Here is a 17,838-nt window from a genome sequence, read left to right as displayed (position 1 = left end):
TGTCTATTCAGTTTCTTGAACTGAGCAATTAGACCGATAGCGAGGTAAAAAGTATTAGGCGGGAATGGGTTTGACGGTAACGCCAAGTTTAGACAATTCCGATGCTCCGCCATCTTCTGCTGTGAGAACCCAAATACCATCAGAGTGGATAGCAACGGAATGTTCCCACTGGCAGGCGTCGCCGCCGTCATTGGTTTTGATTGTCCAGTCGTCTGCTAGCACGTGTGTCTCAATCGAGCCGGTCACTAGCATGGGCTCTATAGCGAGGGCCATCCCCTTTTTCAAGCGGGGGCCAAGATCTCTAGCGGCATAGTTCAGGACGTCGGGAGCCATGTGCATGGAAGTACCGATGCCGTGCCCGACAAAGTCTTCAATAATTCCGTACTTATCGCCAGTTTCTTCACGGACGAACTGTTCGATAGCTACGCCGATTTCACCGACTTTTCGAGCACTGGCAACAGCAGCGATTCCATGCCACAGAGCCGCTTGGGTAATTTCAGAAAGCTCACGTCGCTCTGCAGATGCATTCCCTACCATTACGGTGCGGGCAGAATCGCCATTCCAAGTTTTACCCGTTGCAGGGTCGGTGAGTACCGCTCCCCCATCGATGGAAACCATATCCCCCGCGAGCAGCTCTCGGGGGCCAGGAATCCCATGAACTACTTCGTCATTGACAGAAGCACAAATCATCGCCGGATAATCGTAATATCCCAAGAAATTTGAAGTAGCACCATTGGCAGTGATTATCTCTCGGAAGGCAGAATCCAAATCTGCAGTGGTCTTCCCAGGAGCAACAGCTGCAACCGCCGCATCCAATGCACGAGAAGTGACGACTCCAGCCTTAGCCATCCAAGCTAGCTGAGCATCAGTTTTGTATTCAATACGGCGCACTCTTACTCCTTCTTATGCTAGATTTCCTGTCTAGCAAACCTGTCCATCTTCATTTAAACGGCTGTGCCCCCGCAATGACCGGGGGCACAGTGCTCATAAATTTATTTCAAAGCGTCTAACAAACGCTCTGTAACTTCATCAATTTCGCCGAGACCGTTTACTTCTTTAATCAGACCGCGTTCACGATAAATTGACAACAACGGAGCGGTCTCTTTTTCATAAACGTTCAGACGGTGGCGAATGACTTCTTCATTGTCATCTGTACGTCCTTGCTCAGCGGCACGACCCAAAAGACGCTGTACGAGCTCCTCATTATCCGCAACAAGAAGCAGAACCTGATCAATTTCCTCATTATTCTCAGCGAGGATGGTATCAAGTTCGTGAACCTGCTCCGGGTTACGAGGATAGCCATCTAGCAGGAAACCATCCTTGGTGTCGTCTTCTGCTAAACGAGCACGAACCATCTTATTCGTTACTGAATCTGGAACCAGATTTCCCGAATCGATGTAGCTCTTAGCTTCTTTTCCGAGATCGGTCTCTTCCTTGATGTTCTTACGGAAGATATCGCCAGTAGAAATAGCAGGAATCGAAAGCTGTTCAGAAATCTTCACAGCCTGGGTGCCTTTACCGGCACCGGGAGGACCAATAATCAACAAACGGTTCATCGGAGCAATCCTTCATAGTTTCTTTGTTGGAGCTGAGCGTCAATCTGTTTCACAGTATCTAGACCAACGCCGACCACGATTAGCAGCGATGCACCGCCAAACGGGAAGTTCTGATTAGCGTTGAACAGAATGAGAGCTACCAGCGGAATCATTGCAATAACAGCAAGGTAGAGAGCGCCAGGAAGGGTAATACGGTTCAACACATACGTGAGGTAACGTTCCGTGGGCTTACCTGCACGCACACCAGGAATAAACCCACCATACTTCTTCATGTTGCCTGCAACTTCTTCTGTATTGAACGTGATGGAAACGTAGAAGTATGCGAAGCCGAGAATGAGCAAGAAGTACAGAGCAATATAGAGCGGATGATCGCCCTTGACCAAATAGTCATTAATCCAAGAAACCCAAGCCGGCGGCGGAGTACCGTCAGATGGAGTATTGAACTGAGCCAGAAGACCAGGAATCATCAACAACGATGAAGCGAAAATCAATGGAATAACACCAGCCATATTGACCTTCAACGGAATATAAGTTGAAGTACCGCCAATGGTGCGGCGTCCAATCATTCGCTTTGCATACTGAACAGGAATGCGACGCTGAGACTGCTCCACGAACACGACGGCGATGATTACGAGCAGCCCCACTGCACAAACAGCGGCGAAAATCCCCCAGCCATTGGCAGTTGCAATATTACCCATTGCGGTGGGGAACGATGCAGCGATTGAAGTGAAAATGAGCAGGGACATACCGTTGCCCACGCCCTTTTCAGTAATCTGTTCACCCAACCACATGATGACGCCTGTACCGGCAGTCAACGTGATAACTATCAGTAAAATATTGATAAAGCTATCGTCGGGGATAATCGGCAGGGGACAGTTACCCAGTAGTGTGCCAGATCGTGCCAACGAAATAATGGTGGTGGAGTTCAACAAAGCCAGCAGAATCGTCAAATAACGAGTGTACTGAGTAAGCTTTGTCTGACCTTGTGCACCTTCTTCATGCAACTCTTGGAAACGTGGAATCACCACGCGCAACAGCTGAACGATAATCGATGCGGTGATGTACGGCATCACGCCTAGAGCAAAAATAGATAGTTGCAATAGGGCGCCGCCGCTGAATAGATTCACCATGTCGTAAACTCCGCCGGTAGTGTTACCTAGAGCCAGACATTGTTGAACGTTGCCGTAAGAGATACCGGGAGCAGGAATGAAAACGCCTATCCGATAAATTACGATAATGCCAACGGTGAACAGCAGCTTACGCCGCAAATCGGGGGTTTTGAATGCCCGTCCGAACGCGCCAAGCACATGTCCTCCTGAAAAATTGGGAAGTCAATATATTTGATAGCGCATCAAAAAGGGCGCACAAAATCAAACAATTAACACATCATTTTTAGTTTAGCTGGTTAAAACAGCAATTGGGGACACCGGAGGAGGTATGCCCATAATGTCAATGCTCACTCTTATCCCCTCCCCACGAGAAATAAAAATCCTCCGCTCCCCAAAGGGAACGGAGGATCTTTCATAGTTTTCAGTAACTCACGTTACTCACAAACTACTTGACGGTTACAGAACCGCCAGCTGCCTCAATCTTTTCGATTGCGGACTTGGATGCCTTATCAACGGTGACGTTAACCTTGACGGAGATGTCGCCGTTACCAAGAACCTTAACCAGTTCGTTCTTACGAACTGCGCCCTTTTCAATAAGCGTGTCAACAGTTACGTCGCCACCCTCGGGGAAAAGTTCCGAAATACGATCCAGGTTTACAACCTGGTATTCGGTGCGGAAGGGGTTCTTGAAGCCACGCAGCTTGGGAAGACGCATGTGCAGCGGAAGCTGACCGCCTTCGAAGCCAGGACGAACCTGGTAGCGTGCCTTGGTACCCTTGGTGCCGCGACCTGCAGTTTTACCCTTCGAGCCTTCACCGCGGCCTACGCGGGTCTTTGCTTTGTGGGCACCCGGAGCGGGGCGCAAGTCGTGAATCTTGATAGCTTCGTTATTGATCTCTGCCATCTTTATTTGACCTCCTCAACCTTCACCAGGTGAGCAACGGTGTTAACCATGCCGCAGGTGACGGGGTCTGCAGTACGAACAACCTTGTTACCGGGGCGCTTAAGGCCCAAGGAACGAAGGGTGTCACGCATGTTCTGCTTCTGGCCGACGTAAGACTTGAGCTGAGTAATCTCAAGCTGAGCGTCGCTGGGCTGAATTCGCTTACCGGTCATTACGCACCTGCCTTTTCAGACTTGGACTTGAGCAAGAAGCTCGGGATGACCTCATCGTTAGGCAGACCGCGACGTGCCGCAACAGCTACGGGCTCTTCAAGCATCTTGAGAGCTGCGATAGTTGCCTTCACAATGTTGATCTGGTTCGAAGAACCAAGTGACTTGGAGAGCACATCGTGGATACCTGCTGCTTCGAGTACCGCGCGAACGGGACCACCAGCGATAACACCGGTACCTGCGGTTGCGGGACGAAGCATTACCACGCCAGCGGCTGCTTCACCCTGCACACGGTGAGGAATGGTGCGATCTTCGATGCGGGGAATGCGGAAGAAATTCTTTTTCGCTTCCTCAACACCCTTGGCAATAGCTGCAGGAACTTCTTTAGCCTTGCCGTATCCAACGCCAACCATACCCTGGCCGTCTCCAACAACGACAAGTGCGGTGAAGCTGAAGCGACGACCACCCTTGACGACCTTGGAAACGCGGTTGATGGTTACAACGCGCTCAATGAACTTGTCTTTCTCTTCATCGCGACCGCGGTTGTTGCGACGCTCACCGCCACGGTTTCCGCGACGTTCACCGCCACGGTTGTTGCGGCGATCTTCAGAGGAAGACTTCTCGGTGGTTTCAACTGCTTCTGCGGTTGTTTCAGTCACCTGAGTTTCCTTTTCGTTTACTGCCTGCTCGCTCATTAGAGTGCCAGACCTCCTTCGCGTGCGCCTTCAGCAACTGCAGCTACACGACCGTGGTACTTGTTACCACCGCGATCGAAGACAACAGCTTCAACGCCTGCTGCCTTGGCGCGCTCTGCAGCGAGCTCACCAACGCGCTTAGCCTTAGCGGTCTTGTCCAAATCAGCGTTACGAAGATCAGCTTCCATGGTGGAGGCGTATGCCAAGGTCTTGCCCTGAACATCGTCGATAACCTGAACGAACATGTGACGGGTTGAGCGAGTAACGCTCAAACGGGGACGTGCAGCGGTGCCAGATACGTACTTGCGAACGCGTGCGTGACGACGTGCGCGTGCAGCTGACTTTGTTTTGATAGCCATTATTACTTACCAGCCTTTCCGACCTTGCGGCGGATCTGCTCGCCTTCGTAGCGAACGCCCTTACCCTTATAGGGGTCAGGCTTACGTAGACCATGAATGTTAGCAGCGACCTGTCCGACCTGCTGCTTATTGATGCCGGAAACGGTCAGCTTATTCTGGCCCTCTACAGTAAAGGTGATTCCCTCAGGAGCCTTAATGGAGATGGGGTGTGAATAACCGAGAGCGAACTCAAGATCCTGGCCTTTGGCTGCCACACGGTAACCGGTACCAATGATTTCAAGCTTCTTCGTGTATCCCTCAGTAACACCGATGATCATGTTGTTGATCAAGGTGCGTGAAAGACCGTGCAGGGCACGTGATTCGCGCTCGTCATTGGGGCGGGAAACGGTGATGGTGCCGTCTTCCTGAGCAACAGTGATCGGTGCAGAAATCTCGCGGGATAGTTCGCCCTTGGGACCCTTCACAGAAACGTTGTTGCCGTCAATTTTTACCTCAACGCCGGCAGGAACCGAGATGGGGAGACGTCCAATACGTGACATTTACTCTTCCTTTCTCTTCTACCGACTACCAGATGTAAGCGACGACTTCGCCGCCAACACCCTTCTTCGCAGCCTGCTTGTCAGTAAGCAGACCTGAAGAGGTGGATAGGATTGCGATGCCGAGGCCACCGTGTACCTGAGGTAGGTTGGTGGATTTTGCGTATACACGCAGACCCGGCTTGGAAATACGGCGTACGCCTACGATGGAGCGTTCGCGCTGGGGACCGAACTTCAGAGCCAAGGTAAGAGTCTTGCCTACCTTTGCGTCTTCAACTTCGAAATTAGCAATGTAGCCTTCAGACTTCAGGATCTCAGCGATGTGACCCTTCAGTTTGGAAAAAGGCATAGATACGGTGTCGTGATGTGCTGAGTTTGCGTTACGCAAACGGGTCAGCATATCTGCGACAGGATCTGTCATAGTCATGTGGGCTCTTGCCCTTCCTCATTGCGGTTTCCTCATCCGTTGCTGGTTAATCAGCGGGAGGGACCTACAACGTAGTCGTTACTTGGTTTTGAACGGGAAGCCAAGCGCCTTAAGTAGTGCGCGGCCTTCGTCATCGGTCTTTGCGGAGGTAACAATGGTGATGTCCATACCGCGAACGCGATCGATGGAATCCTGATCGATTTCGTGGAACATTGACTGTTCGGTCAAACCGAAGGTGTAGTTACCATTGCCGTCGAACTGCTGATCCGAGAGACCGCGGAAGTCGCGGATACGGGGCAGAGCGAGAGTGATCAGACGATCAAGGAATTCCCACATGCGATCGCCACGAAGAGTGACGTGCGCGCCGATGGGCTGACCTTCACGCAACTTGAACTGCGCAATTGACTTCTTTGCACGAGTTACAAGAGGCTTCTGACCGGTAATCGCGGTCAAGTCGCGGATTGCGCCGTCCATGAGCTTTGCGTCGCGTGCTGCTTCGCCAACGCCCATGTTAACTACAACCTTTACGAACTTAGGTGCCTGCATAACGTTGGAGTAGTTGAACTCCTCCTGAAGTGCAGGGGTAACCTCTTCGTTGAACTTGGTCTTAAAACGAGGGGTGATCTTGGTTTCGGTCATTAGATGTCCTTACCTGAGCTCTTAGCAACACGTACACGCTTGGTGCGAGTCTTGCCGTTGATCTCTTCAGTCTCGAGGCGGAAGCCAACGCGAGTGGGCTTCTTGGTCTCTGGATCAACGATTGCAACGTTAGAAACGTGAATCGGAGCTTCAACCTTTTCAATGCCACCGGCAACACCGGTCATTGGGTTTGCCTTGTTGTGCTTGGTGACAATCTTGACACCTTCGACAATGACGCGATTTTCTTTAGGGATAACGCGCAGAACTTTACCCTGCTTGCCCTTATCAGCGCCGGAAATAACCTGAACCAGGTCACCTGACTTGATTTTAGCCATGAGTTACAGCACCTCCGGAGCGAGCGAGATAATCTTCATGAACTTCTTATCGCGCAGCTCGCGACCGACTGGGCCGAAGATACGGGTGCCGCGAGGATCGCCATCAGTATTTTTGATGATGACTGCGGAGTTCTCATCGAACTTAATGTAGGAACCGTCTGCACGACGAGTTTCCTTCTTGGTGCGGACGACAACCGCCTTGACGACGTCGCCCTTCTTTACGGTACCGCCAGGAATTGCATCCTTAACGGTTGCGACGATGATGTCGCCAATACCTGCGTAACGACGCGCAGATCCACCGAGAACACGGATGGTCAGGATTTCCTTCGCACCGGTGTTATCAGCAACCTTGAGTCGTGACTCTTGCTGAATCATATTTCTCCTGTCGTCTCGCCGGTTCCGACCGCACGGTATGTTGTGGGCCAGCCTTGCGGAACATTTTTACGGGATGTGTTGACGCACCGGTCCCGACGATCCTGATTCAGAGGAAGCGGGTTGGCGGATACGCCTAGGATTTAGCCATGCCAGGAACATCTGACCCGCAATAAAGCGGGAGTACCCGCATTTGGCGGCATTATGCTTTGGCACGAAAAAATCCGTGGTTGCGTGGAATTATCCACACAGACCTAAAACTCTATCAGGGTTTATTCATCTTCAAAAGAGTTTTGCCCCACACACAGGCAGGAACTCACTGTGATATCCACCGTATTGGGTCAAAAATAGCCCTCCCCTGCTTTCGCGGGGAAGGGCTATCTATATTGTGTAAGACAAGCTCAAAAAGACTTACTTAGCCTTTTCGATAATCTCGACGACGCGCCAACGCTTGGTAGCGGAGAGCGGACGAGTCTCAGCCAAACGAACAAGGTCGCCAACGCCAGCAGTATTCTGCTCGTCATGTGCCTTGATCTTGGAAGTCTGAGTCAAGATCTTGCCATACAGACCGTGCTTTACGCGATCCTCAACTTCAACAACTACGGTCTTGTCCATTTTGTCGGACGTCACGTAGCCGCGGCGAGTCTTGCGGTAATTACGCTCTTCGTTAGTTACTTCACTCACTTGGCTTCACCTTCGGTTGAGGGTCGAATACCGAGTTCGCGCTCACGCAGCACAGTGTAAACACGTGCGATATCGCGCTTTACGGAACGAATTCGACCGGGATTTTCAAGCTGACCGGTGGCTGCCTGGAAACGGAGGTTGAAAAGTTCCTCCTTTGACTTACGCAGCTCTTCTGATAGAGCCTCATCAGAAAGCTCAACGAGCTTATCGATGCTCAGATCCTTTGATCCAACTGCCATTTCGCTTACTCACCACCTTCGCGACGCACAACGCGTGCCTTCATCGGGAGCTTGTGAATCGCAAGGCGCATTGCTTCGCGAGCCACTTCTTCGGACACACCGGAGAGTTCAAACATGACTCGACCGGGCTTGACGTTTGCAACCCACCATTCGGGTGAACCCTTACCGGAACCCATACGGGTTTCAGCAGGCTTCTTGGTCAAGGGACGGTCAGGGAAGATGTTAATCCATACCTTACCGCCGCGCTTGATGTGGCGGGTCATTGCGATACGTGCAGCTTCAATCTGACGGTTGGTGACGTATGCGGGAGTAAGAGCCTGAATGCCCCACTCACCGAAAGTTACCTCGGTTCCGCCTTTTGCCATACCCGAACGCTTGGGGTGGTGCTGCTTACGATATTTTACTCGACGGGGAATAAGCATTTATGCCTCACCGTTTTCTGCAGTCTTGGCTTCAGTGTTAGCTGAAGCGTTGTCATTACGACGCTCACGACGAGGGCCACGGTTGCCGCCAGGACGACGACGGTCGTTGCCACGGCGGTCTCCACCACGACGATTACCGGCGGCAGCCTGCTGTGCAGCAAGTTCCTTGTCGGTCAAATCGCCCTTGTAGATCCATACCTTCACGCCGATGCGGCCGAAAGTGGTCTTAGCTTCGAAGAAACCGTAATCAATGTTCGCACGCAGGGTATGCAGAGGCACACGACCTTCGCGATAGAACTCTGAACGTGACATTTCAGCGCCGCCCAAACGACCTGCACACTGGATACGAATACCCTTAGCGCCGGCACGCTGTGCTGACTGGATAGCCTTCTTCATAGCGCGGCGGAAAGCAACGCGTGATGCGAGCTGTTCTGCAACGCCCTGAGCTACGAGCTGAGCGGACAGATCAGGCTGAGCAACTTCGAGAATGTTCAGCTGAATCTGCTTGTTGGTTAGCTTCTCAAGCTCACCGCGGATGCGGTCAGCTTCTGCGCCACGGCGACCGATAACGATACCGGGGCGTGCAGTGTGGATATCCACACGAACGCGGTCACGAGTACGCTCGATTTCAACCTTGGCGATACCTGCGCGCTCCATACCCTCGGAGAGGAGCTCGCGGATCTTGACGTCTTCACGAACGAAGTCCGAGTAACGCTCGCCTTCCTTGGCGGAATCAGCGAACCACTTGGAAACGTGGTTAGTGGTGATGCCAAGTCGGAAACCGTTAGGGTTAATCTTCTGTCCCATTTAGCGGCCCTCCTCCTTCTCGGGGGTAGCGACTACCACAGTGATGTGGCTGGTGCGCTTGTTGATGCGGAATGCGCGACCCTGTGCACGAGGCTGAAAACGCTTCATGGTGGGTCCTTCATCCACAAATGCTTCACTGATGAAAAGCTCTTCTTCCTTGAAGGATTCGCCTGAAGCGGATGCCTTGGAGCGAGCGTTTGCAACAGCTGATGCAACGATCTTGAATACCGGTTCCGAAGCGCCCTGAGGAGCGAACTTCAGAATTGCCAGAGCCTCTTCCGCTTGCTTACCACGGATCAGGTTGACGACTCGGCGTGCCTTCATAGGCGTTACGCGTACATAGCGCGCTGATGCCTTAGCTTCCATTGCCTATCTTTCTTTCGTCTTGGTTCGAAAGGAAAACGTTCTTATATCGGAAAACCGATATTAGCGACGCTTACCCTTACGATCGTCCTTCACGTGGCCACGGAAAGTGCGGGTCTGAGCAAACTCACCGAGTTTGTGTCCGACCATCGACTCAGTGATGAACACGGGTACGTGCTTGCGTCCGTCATGAACTGCAATGGTATGTCCGAGCATGTCGGGAATAATCATTGAGCGACGTGACCAAGTCTTGATTACATTCTTGGTGCCCTTCTCGTTCTGAGCTGCAACCTTTAGGAAAAGGTGCTGATCGACGAAAGGACCCTTTTTCAAACTACGAGGCATGTTCTAGGCTCCTTAGCGCTTCTTGCCAGTACGACGGCGACGAACAATGAGCTTGTCGCTTTCCTTGTTGGGGCGACGAGTACGACCCTCGGGCTTACCATTCTGATTAACCGGATGACGACCGCCAGAAGTCTTACCTTCACCACCACCGTGCGGGTGATCAACAGGGTTCATGACAACACCACGAACGGTCGGGCGGATGCCCTTCCAGCGGTTGCGTCCTGCTTTACCCCAGTTGATGTTTGCCTGCTCGGCGTTACCAACTGCACCAACGGTTGCGCGGCAACGAACATCTACGTTGCGGATTTCGCCTGAAGGCAAACGCAGCTGAGCGTAGCGACCTTCACGAGCAACAAGCTGGATAGATGCGCCAGCGGAGCGGCCCATCTTGGCTCCGCCACCGGGGCGAAGTTCTACAGCGTGAATAACAGTACCCACGGGGATGTTGCGCAAAGGCAGGTTGTTACCAGGCTTGATGTCAGCTGACGGACCTGATTCAACGATGTCGCCCTGGCTCAAACGGTTGGGAGCGATGATGTAACGCTTGGTGCCATCGACGTAATGCAGCAGTGCGATACGAGCGGTACGGTTTGGATCGTACTCGATGTGTGCAACGCGTGCGTTTACGCCGTCCTTGTCATGACGACGGAAGTCGATGAGACGGTACTGGCGTTTGTGTCCACCGCCCTTGTGACGGGTGGTGATACGGCCGGTGTTGTTACGACCGCCGGTCTTTGAAAGCGGACGAAGCAGGGACTTCTCCGGGGTTGAACGGGTGATTTCTGCGAAATCAGCAACGCTCGAACCGCGGCGACCCGGGGTCGTCGGCTTGTGTTTACGAATACCCATTTAGTATTTCTTTCCTTCGCTAAAGTGGTCTCCGCGGGACTATGCCTGCGGACCGCCGAAGAGGTCGATGGTGCCTTCTGAAAGAGTCACAATCGCGCGCTTGGTACTCTTACGAGTACCCCAGCCAAAGCGAGTGCGCTTGCGCTTGCCCTGGCGGTTTGCGGTGTTGACGGAAGCAACCTTGACGTCGAAAATTTCTTCGATAGCCTGCTTGATTTCCAGCTTGTTTGAGCTGGGGTCAACGAGGAAGGTGTACTTACCTTCATCGGACTGACCATAGCTCTTTTCTGACACGACGGGAGCAATGATCACGTCGCGGGGATTCTTGTTGATAGAGACGCTCATTACTTAGCAGCCCCCTTCTTAGCCTTGGATGCAACTGCGACGAATACGTCGTATGCGTCCTTGGTGAAGATGACGTCGTCAGAAACCAGCACATCGTAAGTGTTGAGCTGATCTGCGTAAAGAACGTGTACCTTCTCCAGGTTGCGTGCTGACAGCGCTACTGCATCTTCCTTGCGGTCGATAACCAACAGAACGTTCTTACGTGAAGTGATCGAAGCAATTGATGCCTTGATTGCCTTGGTGGAAGGAGTGTTACCTTCTACCAAGTTCTCAACAACACTGATGCGACCGTTACGTGCACGATCTGAAAGCGCGCCGCGAAGTGCAGCTGCAATCATCTTTTTGGGAGTACGCTGTGCGTAGTTACGAGGGGTCGGGCCGTGTACAACGCCACCACCAGTCATGTGGGGTGCACGGATTGAGCCCTGACGTGCGCGGCCGGTGCCCTTCTGCTTGAAAGGCTTGCGACCTGCGCCCGAAACTTCGCCGCGGTTTTTGGTTTTATGGGTACCCTGGCGTGCTGCAGCGAGCTGAGCTACAACTACCTGGTGAAGCAAAGGCACAGATGCCTGAGCGTCAAACAGGTCAGCAGGCAGGTCTACCTTGACAGTATTGACAGCCATTGTATTTAGGCTCCCTTCACAGCGGTGCGGACCAAAACAACGCCGCCCTTAGGACCGGGGATAGCACCCTTGATCAAAAGAACATTGTTTTCGGTATCTACACCCTGGATAGTCAGGTTCATAGTGGTGTGACGGTTTGCACCCATACGACCAGCCATACGCATACCCTTGAATACGCGTGCGGGGTAGGATGCGCCACCGATTGAGCCAGGCTTACGGTGGTTCTTGTGGGCACCGTGTGATGCGCCAACACCTGCGAAGCCGTGACGCTTCATAACGCCGGCGAAACCTTTACCCTTGGTCTTGCCTACAACGTCTACCTTCTGGCCTTCTGCGAAGAGCTCTACGGACAGTTCCTGTCCGAGGGAGTACTCTGCAGCATCAGAAGTGCGGAGTTCAACGAGGTGACGGCGAGGGGTTACGCCTGCTTTCTCGAAGTGACCAGCCAAAGGCTTGGTGACCTTGCGAGAATCGATTGCACCGAAACCGATCTGAACAGCTTCATAGCCATCGGTGTCTTTGTTGCGCAGCTGAGTGACGACGTTAGAATCAGCCTTAACGACGGTAACGGGAATGAACTTGCCGTTCTCGTCCCAGACCTGAGTCATGCCGAGCTTTGTGCCCAACAGGCCTTTCACCTGGCGCTCAAATTTGTTAGTCATTTAGATGCGATCCTCTACAGCTTGATTTCGATGTTCACGTCTGCCGGAAGGTCAAGACGCATGAGGGCATCAACAGCCTTAGGGGTCGGATCAACGACGTCGATCAGACGCTTGTGCGTGCGCATTTCGAAATGCTCGCGGCTGTCCTTGTACTTGTGAGGCGAACGAATAACGCAGTAAACGTTCTTTTCGGTCGGAAGGGGTACGGGGCCCACTACCGTCGCGCCTGCACGCGTAACTGTCTCAACGATTTTCCGTGCTGAAGAATCAATGACCTCGTGGTCGTAAGACTTCAGACGGATGCGGATTTTCTGTCCCGCCATCTGTCGGACTCTCTTTCTTGAAGTACTTCCCTGTAACGGGGCAATGCCCCTTTTTAGGCGCTTAAGGTAAAGAGCATCTGTACACTCTTTCGCGCCGCCTGATGCAAGCTGAATCCGAATAATTCCGGGTTCCTCAACTCACTCAAGCACCGACCCCCGAACTCGGGCGTGTCGCATATATTATGCGCACTAATCCCTCGATCAGTCAGAACCGGGTCATATTTGGTCTTACTACTTCATTCAGCACAACCTCTGTACTGCAAGTTTTCGCATAGATTCAAGAAGAATAAGCTAATCAAACGTAGTAAGCGCTTGAACAACGTGTTCCATTCTTACAGAGCTACCGCCCGCTTGCAACCCCTTTCTGGGATTAGTGCCTAGCTTCACACCTAATATGCAATATTAAACAAAAGATGCCCCGAGCTAGTGCTCGGAGCATCTTTTCAACTAGCCTGAGCCAGTTCGCGTCTTACATCAATTACTTGATGATCTTGGTTACGCGACCTGAACCAACGGTGCGGCCACCCTCACGGATAGCGAAACCGAGGCCCTCTTCCATAGCGATGGGCTGGATGAGCTCAACGGTCATCTCAGTGTTATCGCCAGGCATAACCATTTCGGTACCCTCAGGAAGAGTGATAACGCCGGTTACGTCAGTTGTACGGAAGTAGAACTGAGGACGGTAGTTTGAGTAGAAGGGGTTGTGGCGTCCGCCTTCATCCTTGGAAAGGATGTAGACGTTAGCTTCGAAGTCGGTGTGGGGGGTGATGGAGCCGGGAGCTACAACAACCTGGCCACGCTCAACGTCGTCGCGCTTTAGACCACGAAGAAGCAGACCACAGTTCTCGCCTGCCCATGCTTCGTCGAGCTGCTTGTGGAACATCTCGATACCGGTAACGGTGGTCTTCTGGATGGGGCGAATACCTACGATTTCAACTTCAGAGTTGATTGCGAGGGTACCACGCTCTGCACGGCCGGTTACAACGGTACCGCGACCGGTGATGGTGAAGACGTCCTCGATAGGCATGAGGAAGGGCTTGTCGGTTTCACGAACGGGGTCCGGAATGTAGTCGTCGACAGCTTCCATGAGCTCTTCGATCTTTGCAACCCACTCAGGGTCGCCTTCAAGAGCCTTGAGAGCAGAAACGCGGATAACGGGAGCGTCATCGCCATCGAATTCCTGTGAGGAAAGCAGATCGCGAACTTCCATCTCGACGAGGTCGAGAAGCTCTTCGTCATCAACCATGTCTGACTTGTTGAGTGCAACAAGCAGGGTGGGAACGCCAACCTGGCGAGCAAGAAGAACGTGCTCGCGGGTCTGTGCCATGGGGCCGTCAGTTGCAGCAACAACGAGGATTGCGCCGTCCATCTGAGCAGCACCGGTGATCATGTTCTTGACATAGTCAGCGTGACCGGGAGCGTCAACGTGTGCGTAGTGACGCTTCTCGGTCTGGTACTCAATGTGAGCAATGTTAATGGTAATACCGCGCTGGCGCTCTTCAGGAGCGGAGTCGATCATACCGAAGTCGCGCTGCTCGTTCAGATCAGGGTACTTTTCAGCAAGAACCTTGGAGATAGCAGCGGTAAGGGTGGTCTTACCGTGGTCAACGTGACCAATGGTACCAACGTTTACGTGAGGCTTGGAGCGCTCGAACTTAGCCTTAGCCAAGGGTGTTCCTCCTAGAACGAAATTGAAAAACATGCACTCGGGTTTCTCACCGGCGCAGTCCGTTTATAAAACGGTCTAGCGTCTACATTAGCGGATTACGCCGGTGAGGAGAAACCTTTGTGAGATTTCAATAGTTTATTTTTAGTAAATTAGATGCAGCTCACATAGTGGAACCGCGCGAGGCGATTATTCGCCGCGGTTCTTCTGGATGATTTCGTCAGCAACTGCCTTGGGAACCTCAGAGTAGCTATCGAAAGTCATCGAGTAAACTGCACGACCCTGAGTCTTTGAACGCAGGTCGCCAATGTAACCGAACATTTCAGAAAGCGGTACGTTAGCGTGAACAATCTTCACACCAGCGGCGTCTTCCATGGACTGAATGTGGCCGCGGCGAGAGTTAAGGTCGCCGATAACATCGCCCATGTACTCCTCAGGAGTACGAACTTCAACAGCCATCAAAGGTTCCAACAGTACGGGGTTAGCGCGACGTGCGCCTTCCTTGAATACCATGGAGCCAGCAATCTTGAAGGCCATTTCAGAGGAGTCAACGTCGTGGTAAGCGCCGTCGATAAGGGTAGCCTTCACACCAACAACAGGGTAACCTGCGAGGATACCGAGCTGCATAGCGTCCTGGATACCGTGGTCAACGGAAGGAATGTATTCACGAGGAACACGACCACCGGTCACAACGTTGTCAAACTCGTACAGTTCTTCAGAATCGAGAGGAATAGGTTCGAATGAAACCTGAACCTTCGCAAACTGACCTGAACCACCGGTCTGCTTCTTGTGAGTGTAGTCGACCTTTTCAACAGCCTTCTTGATGGTCTCGCGGTAAGCAACCTGAGGCTTACCAACGTTAGCCTCAACCTTGAACTCACGCTTCATGCGATCCACGATGATGTCAAGGTGAAGCTCACCCATACCGCCGATTTCAGTCTGACCGGTTTCATCGTTCAAAGAAACGGTGAAGGTGGGGTCTTCAGCTGAAAGTTTCTGAATAGCGGTTGACATCTTTTCCTGGTCACCCTTGGTCTTAGGCTCAATTGCCACGAAGATCACGGGAGCGGGGAAGCTCATGGACTCAAGAACGATGGGATTTGCGATATCGCACAAGGTATCACCGGTGGTGGTGTCCTTCAGACCAATCGCTGCGTAGATGTGACCTGCCTGAATCTCTTCAACAGGGTTCTCCTTGTTGGAGTGCATCTGGAAAAGCTTACCGATGCGCTCTTTCTTACCCTTAGTGGAGTTAAGAACCTGCTGACCTGATGACGCCTTACCCGAGTAAACGCGGATGTAGGTGAGCTGACCGTAGAACGGGTGAGCTGCAACCTTGAACGCCAAAGCTGAGAAAGGCTCGTCAGAGTTAGGCTTACGAGTAAGCTCCTTTTCTTCGTCCTTGGGATCGTGACCGACCATTGCTTCGACCTCAATTGGTGAAGGCAGATAATCGATAACAGCATCGAGCATCGGCTGCACGCCGCGGTTCTTGAATGCAGAACCACAGAATACGGGGTATGCTTCGTTGTTCACGGTGAGCTTGCGAATGCCAGCCTTGAGTTCCTCAATGGTGAGTTCTTCACCTTCGAGGTACTTTTCCATGAGTTCTTCCGAAGACTCAGCAACAGTCTCTACGAGCTGGTTGCGGTACTCTTCAGCGCGTTCCTTGAGATCCTCGGGAATCTCGCGAGTTTCGTAGGAAGCACCCATAGTAACGTCGCCCTTGGCGTCGCCAGGCCATACAAATGCCTGCATAGTAAGCAAGTCAACAACACCCACGAAGTCGTTTTCAGCACCGATGGGGAGCTGCATAACGAGAGGGGTTGCGCCCAGACGCTTAACGATGGTATCTACAGTGAAGTAGAAATCTGCACCAAGCTTGTCCATCTTGTTAACGAAGCAGATACGAGGAACTTCATACTTATCAGCCTGACGCCAAACGGTCTCAGACTGAGGCTCAACGCCTTCTTTACCATCGAATACTGCTACCGCACCGTCGAGAACACGCAGTGAACGCTCAACTTCAACGGTGAAGTCAACGTGACCGGGGGTATCGATGATGTTAATCTGGTTGCCTTTCCAGAAGCAGGTAGTTGCAGCAGACGTAATAGTAATGCCGCGTTCCTGTTCCTGAGCCATCCAGTCCATAGTTGAAGCGCCATCGTGAGTCTCACCGATTTTGTGGTTAATACCGGTGTAGAACAGAATGCGTTCAGTAGTGGTGGTCTTACCGGCGTCAATGTGCGCCATAATACCAATATTGCGGACCTTCTTGAGGTCTGTAAGCACGTCTTGTGCCACTTGAATCTCCCTTTGTGAGATACTCCGAAAGCCTGTCGAAGATGGAAAACCATTTTCGACAGGCTATTCAGAGAAATTACCAGCGGTAATGTGCAAAAGCCTTGTTGGACTCTGCCATCTTGTGAGTGTCTTCGCGACGCTTCACAGCGGCACCGAGACCATTGGATGCATCCAAAATCTCGTTCATGAGACGCTCGGTCATTGTCTTTTCGCGGCGAAGCTTGGAGAAGCCAACCAACCAACGAAGAGCCAAAGCAGTTGCGCGGCCGGAGCGAACCTCAACAGGTACCTGGTAGGTTGCGCCACCGACGCGGCGTGAGCGAACTTCGAGTGAAGGACGGATGTTATCCATTGCCTTCTTGAGAGTTGCTACGGGCTCAGAACCGGTTTTCTTTTCCACGCCTTCGAGTGCACCGTATACGATACGCTCTGCAACGGAACGCTTACCGTCCTGAAGCACCTTGTTAATAAGCTGGGTTACCAGCGGCGAACCGTAAACCGGGTCGTTGACGAGAGGACGCTTGGGAGCGGGACCTTTACGAGGCATTACTTCTTCTCCTTCTTAGCGCCGTAGCGGGAGCGAGCCTGGCCGCGTCCCTTTACACCCTGGGTATCCAGAGCACCACGAACGATCTTGTAACGAACACCGGGGAGGTCCTTCACACGGCCACCGCGCACAAGCACGATGGAGTGTTCCTGAAGGTTGTGACCTTCACCGGGAATGTAAGCGGTTACTTCAACGCCGCCGTTGAGCTTCACACGAGCGACCTTGCGGAGTGCCGAGTTAGGCTTCTTAGGGGTTGTGGTGTATACGCGAACGCATACGCCGCGCTTCATGGGGCTGCCCTTCAATGCGGGCGCCTTGGTCTTTACGACCTTGGGAGTCCGGCCCTTACGGACCAGCTGCTGAATTGTAGGCACATTATCTCCTGATAATCGGACTGATTTTCACAGCCCTACGTATTTTTACCTCAGTTTTATCTTTTGCTCAGGCAACTAATATTGTGAAGTCTGTTTCGAAAAAACGTCTCAAACTTGAGATGAATCTTTGAAATCGAAGCCTTC

Annotated in this window: 27 protein-coding genes; all 27 read right to left on the bottom strand. The window is 52.4% G+C overall.

The annotated features are described in order from the left end of the window. Positions 1 to 54: 54 nt before the first annotated feature. The 27 genes from map to rpsL all read right to left on the bottom strand — a co-directional run bounded on the left by map (position 55) and on the right by rpsL (position 17,694). On the bottom strand, positions 55 to 891 hold the full coding sequence (map, locus tag IDM48_RS03225; protein ID WP_190618010.1) for a type I methionyl aminopeptidase: 837 nt from the start codon (positions 889 to 891) through the stop codon (positions 55 to 57). Between the two features lie 101 nt (positions 892 to 992). Continuing rightward, positions 993 to 1,556, bottom strand: coding sequence for an adenylate kinase (locus IDM48_RS03220; RefSeq protein ID WP_068169528.1), 564 nt, complete (start codon positions 1,554 to 1,556; stop codon positions 993 to 995). After that, complete coding sequence (gene secY / locus IDM48_RS03215) at positions 1,553 to 2,863, bottom strand: preprotein translocase subunit SecY (RefSeq protein ID WP_068169531.1); 1,311 nt, start codon at positions 2,861 to 2,863, stop codon at positions 1,553 to 1,555. The genes IDM48_RS03220 and secY overlap by 4 nt, the downstream gene beginning before the upstream one ends. Before the next feature lie 247 nt (positions 2,864 to 3,110). Beyond that, a complete protein-coding gene (rplO, locus tag IDM48_RS03210; protein ID WP_068169533.1) occupies positions 3,111 to 3,569 on the bottom strand; it encodes a 50S ribosomal protein L15 in 459 nt (152 codons plus the stop codon). A gap of 2 nt (positions 3,570 to 3,571) precedes the next feature. Further along, positions 3,572 to 3,781: a 50S ribosomal protein L30 gene (gene rpmD, locus IDM48_RS03205; RefSeq protein WP_068169536.1), complete on the bottom strand. Its 210-nt coding sequence runs from the start codon at positions 3,779 to 3,781 to the stop codon at positions 3,572 to 3,574. Continuing rightward, positions 3,781 to 4,473: a 30S ribosomal protein S5 gene (gene rpsE / locus IDM48_RS03200; RefSeq protein WP_068169539.1), complete on the bottom strand. Its 693-nt coding sequence runs from the start codon at positions 4,471 to 4,473 to the stop codon at positions 3,781 to 3,783. The genes rpmD and rpsE overlap by 1 nt, the downstream gene beginning before the upstream one ends. Beyond that, entirely contained in the window at positions 4,473 to 4,832 is a 360-nt protein-coding gene (gene rplR / locus IDM48_RS03195; protein ID WP_068169541.1) for a 50S ribosomal protein L18, read from the bottom strand. Before rplR ends, rpsE begins: the two co-directional genes overlap by 1 nt. Before the next feature lie 2 nt (positions 4,833 to 4,834). Then, entirely contained in the window at positions 4,835 to 5,371 is a 537-nt protein-coding gene (rplF, locus tag IDM48_RS03190; RefSeq protein ID WP_068169544.1) for a 50S ribosomal protein L6, read from the bottom strand. A gap of 25 nt (positions 5,372 to 5,396) precedes the next feature. After that, a complete protein-coding gene (gene rpsH / locus IDM48_RS03185) occupies positions 5,397 to 5,795 on the bottom strand; it encodes a 30S ribosomal protein S8 (protein ID WP_068169547.1) in 399 nt (132 codons plus the stop codon). 78 nt (positions 5,796 to 5,873) lie between these two features. Beyond that, complete coding sequence (gene rplE / locus IDM48_RS03180) at positions 5,874 to 6,434, bottom strand: 50S ribosomal protein L5 (RefSeq protein ID WP_068169548.1); 561 nt, start codon at positions 6,432 to 6,434, stop codon at positions 5,874 to 5,876. Further along, entirely contained in the window at positions 6,434 to 6,769 is a 336-nt protein-coding gene (gene rplX / locus IDM48_RS03175) for a 50S ribosomal protein L24 (protein ID WP_068169550.1), read from the bottom strand. The genes rplE and rplX overlap by 1 nt, the downstream gene beginning before the upstream one ends. A 3-nt stretch (positions 6,770 to 6,772) precedes the next feature. Beyond that, positions 6,773 to 7,144, bottom strand: coding sequence for a 50S ribosomal protein L14 (rplN, locus tag IDM48_RS03170; protein ID WP_068169553.1), 372 nt, complete (start codon positions 7,142 to 7,144; stop codon positions 6,773 to 6,775). A 408-nt stretch (positions 7,145 to 7,552) separates the two neighbouring features. Further along, entirely contained in the window at positions 7,553 to 7,825 is a 273-nt protein-coding gene (gene rpsQ / locus IDM48_RS03165) for a 30S ribosomal protein S17 (RefSeq protein WP_068169555.1), read from the bottom strand. Continuing rightward, positions 7,822 to 8,064, bottom strand: a complete 243-nt coding sequence (rpmC, locus tag IDM48_RS03160) for a 50S ribosomal protein L29 (protein WP_068169559.1) — start codon at positions 8,062 to 8,064, stop codon at positions 7,822 to 7,824. Before rpmC ends, rpsQ begins: the two co-directional genes overlap by 4 nt. A 5-nt stretch (positions 8,065 to 8,069) precedes the next feature. Continuing rightward, positions 8,070 to 8,486 (bottom strand): 50S ribosomal protein L16, encoded by a 417-nt coding sequence (gene rplP / locus IDM48_RS03155; RefSeq protein ID WP_068169561.1) that lies wholly within the window; start codon positions 8,484 to 8,486, stop codon positions 8,070 to 8,072. After that, positions 8,487 to 9,293, bottom strand: coding sequence for a 30S ribosomal protein S3 (gene rpsC, locus IDM48_RS03150; protein WP_145175129.1), 807 nt, complete (start codon positions 9,291 to 9,293; stop codon positions 8,487 to 8,489). It abuts the gene before it with no gap. Then, entirely contained in the window at positions 9,294 to 9,659 is a 366-nt protein-coding gene (rplV, locus tag IDM48_RS03145; RefSeq protein WP_068169567.1) for a 50S ribosomal protein L22, read from the bottom strand. Between the two features lie 60 nt (positions 9,660 to 9,719). Next, a complete protein-coding gene (gene rpsS / locus IDM48_RS03140; protein ID WP_068169571.1) occupies positions 9,720 to 10,001 on the bottom strand; it encodes a 30S ribosomal protein S19 in 282 nt (93 codons plus the stop codon). A gap of 12 nt (positions 10,002 to 10,013) precedes the next feature. After that, on the bottom strand, positions 10,014 to 10,850 hold the full coding sequence (gene rplB / locus IDM48_RS03135) for a 50S ribosomal protein L2 (protein WP_068169575.1): 837 nt from the start codon (positions 10,848 to 10,850) through the stop codon (positions 10,014 to 10,016). 39 nt (positions 10,851 to 10,889) lie between these two features. Next, on the bottom strand, positions 10,890 to 11,195 hold the full coding sequence (gene rplW, locus IDM48_RS03130; RefSeq protein ID WP_190618008.1) for a 50S ribosomal protein L23: 306 nt from the start codon (positions 11,193 to 11,195) through the stop codon (positions 10,890 to 10,892). Then, on the bottom strand, positions 11,195 to 11,818 hold the full coding sequence (rplD, locus tag IDM48_RS03125) for a 50S ribosomal protein L4 (RefSeq protein WP_068169581.1): 624 nt from the start codon (positions 11,816 to 11,818) through the stop codon (positions 11,195 to 11,197). The genes rplW and rplD overlap by 1 nt, the downstream gene beginning before the upstream one ends. 5 nt (positions 11,819 to 11,823) lie before the next feature. Beyond that, a complete protein-coding gene (gene rplC / locus IDM48_RS03120; RefSeq protein ID WP_068169586.1) occupies positions 11,824 to 12,480 on the bottom strand; it encodes a 50S ribosomal protein L3 in 657 nt (218 codons plus the stop codon). A 14-nt stretch (positions 12,481 to 12,494) separates the two neighbouring features. Continuing rightward, positions 12,495 to 12,803: a 30S ribosomal protein S10 gene (gene rpsJ / locus IDM48_RS03115; protein ID WP_068169589.1), complete on the bottom strand. Its 309-nt coding sequence runs from the start codon at positions 12,801 to 12,803 to the stop codon at positions 12,495 to 12,497. A 478-nt stretch (positions 12,804 to 13,281) separates the two neighbouring features. Beyond that, a complete protein-coding gene (gene tuf / locus IDM48_RS03110) occupies positions 13,282 to 14,472 on the bottom strand; it encodes an elongation factor Tu (protein WP_068169718.1) in 1,191 nt (396 codons plus the stop codon). Between the two features lie 186 nt (positions 14,473 to 14,658). Beyond that, positions 14,659 to 16,773, bottom strand: coding sequence for an elongation factor G (gene fusA, locus IDM48_RS03105; protein ID WP_068169592.1), 2,115 nt, complete (start codon positions 16,771 to 16,773; stop codon positions 14,659 to 14,661). 76 nt (positions 16,774 to 16,849) lie between these two features. Beyond that, positions 16,850 to 17,320, bottom strand: a complete 471-nt coding sequence (rpsG, locus tag IDM48_RS03100; protein WP_068169594.1) for a 30S ribosomal protein S7 — start codon at positions 17,318 to 17,320, stop codon at positions 16,850 to 16,852. Further along, positions 17,320 to 17,694, bottom strand: a complete 375-nt coding sequence (gene rpsL / locus IDM48_RS03095; protein ID WP_068169596.1) for a 30S ribosomal protein S12 — start codon at positions 17,692 to 17,694, stop codon at positions 17,320 to 17,322. Before rpsL ends, rpsG begins: the two co-directional genes overlap by 1 nt. Positions 17,695 to 17,838 lie beyond the last annotated feature (144 nt).

This window comes from Rothia amarae (assembly GCF_014705945.2).
GTDB lineage: Bacteria > Actinomycetota > Actinomycetes > Actinomycetales > Micrococcaceae > Rothia > Rothia amarae.
The sequence above is the reverse complement of the archived record's forward strand: the minus strand, read 5'-3'. Positions and strand labels throughout refer to the sequence as shown.

Excerpts from the sequence above, each read along its gene's own strand:
- IDM48_RS03220 (WP_068169528.1), bottom strand. The coding sequence starts at position 1,556 with ATGAACCGTTTGTTGATTATTGGTCCTCCCGGTGCCGGTAAAGGCACC.
- rplO (WP_068169533.1), bottom strand. The coding sequence starts at position 3,569 with ATGGCAGAGATCAATAACGAAGCTATCAAGATTCACGACTTGCGCCCC.
- rpmD (WP_068169536.1), bottom strand. The coding sequence starts at position 3,781 with ATGACCGGTAAGCGAATTCAGCCCAGCGACGCTCAGCTTGAGATTACT.
- rpsE (WP_068169539.1), bottom strand. The coding sequence starts at position 4,473 with ATGAGCGAGCAGGCAGTAAACGAAAAGGAAACTCAGGTGACTGAAACA.
- rplR (WP_068169541.1), bottom strand. The coding sequence starts at position 4,832 with ATGGCTATCAAAACAAAGTCAGCTGCACGCGCACGTCGTCACGCACGC.
- rplF (WP_068169544.1), bottom strand. The coding sequence starts at position 5,371 with ATGTCACGTATTGGACGTCTCCCCATCTCGGTTCCTGCCGGCGTTGAG.
- rpsH (WP_068169547.1), bottom strand. The coding sequence starts at position 5,795 with ATGACTATGACAGATCCTGTCGCAGATATGCTGACCCGTTTGCGTAAC.
- rplE (WP_068169548.1), bottom strand. The coding sequence starts at position 6,434 with ATGACCGAAACCAAGATCACCCCTCGTTTTAAGACCAAGTTCAACGAA.
- rplX (WP_068169550.1), bottom strand. The coding sequence starts at position 6,769 with ATGGCTAAAATCAAGTCAGGTGACCTGGTTCAGGTTATTTCCGGCGCT.
- rplN (WP_068169553.1), bottom strand. The coding sequence starts at position 7,144 with ATGATTCAGCAAGAGTCACGACTCAAGGTTGCTGATAACACCGGTGCG.
- rpmC (WP_068169559.1), bottom strand. The coding sequence starts at position 8,064 with ATGGCAGTTGGATCAAAGGATCTGAGCATCGATAAGCTCGTTGAGCTT.
- rplP (WP_068169561.1), bottom strand. The coding sequence starts at position 8,486 with ATGCTTATTCCCCGTCGAGTAAAATATCGTAAGCAGCACCACCCCAAG.
- rpsC (WP_145175129.1), bottom strand. The coding sequence starts at position 9,293 with ATGGGACAGAAGATTAACCCTAACGGTTTCCGACTTGGCATCACCACT.
- rplV (WP_068169567.1), bottom strand. The coding sequence starts at position 9,659 with ATGGAAGCTAAGGCATCAGCGCGCTATGTACGCGTAACGCCTATGAAG.
- rpsS (WP_068169571.1), bottom strand. The coding sequence starts at position 10,001 with ATGCCTCGTAGTTTGAAAAAGGGTCCTTTCGTCGATCAGCACCTTTTC.
- rplB (WP_068169575.1), bottom strand. The coding sequence starts at position 10,850 with ATGGGTATTCGTAAACACAAGCCGACGACCCCGGGTCGCCGCGGTTCG.
- rplW (WP_190618008.1), bottom strand. The coding sequence starts at position 11,195 with ATGAGCGTCTCTATCAACAAGAATCCCCGCGACGTGATCATTGCTCCC.
- rplD (WP_068169581.1), bottom strand. The coding sequence starts at position 11,818 with ATGGCTGTCAATACTGTCAAGGTAGACCTGCCTGCTGACCTGTTTGAC.
- rplC (WP_068169586.1), bottom strand. The coding sequence starts at position 12,480 with ATGACTAACAAATTTGAGCGCCAGGTGAAAGGCCTGTTGGGCACAAAG.
- rpsJ (WP_068169589.1), bottom strand. The coding sequence starts at position 12,803 with ATGGCGGGACAGAAAATCCGCATCCGTCTGAAGTCTTACGACCACGAG.
- rpsG (WP_068169594.1), bottom strand. The coding sequence starts at position 17,320 with ATGCCTCGTAAAGGTCCCGCTCCCAAGCGTCCTCTCGTCAACGACCCG.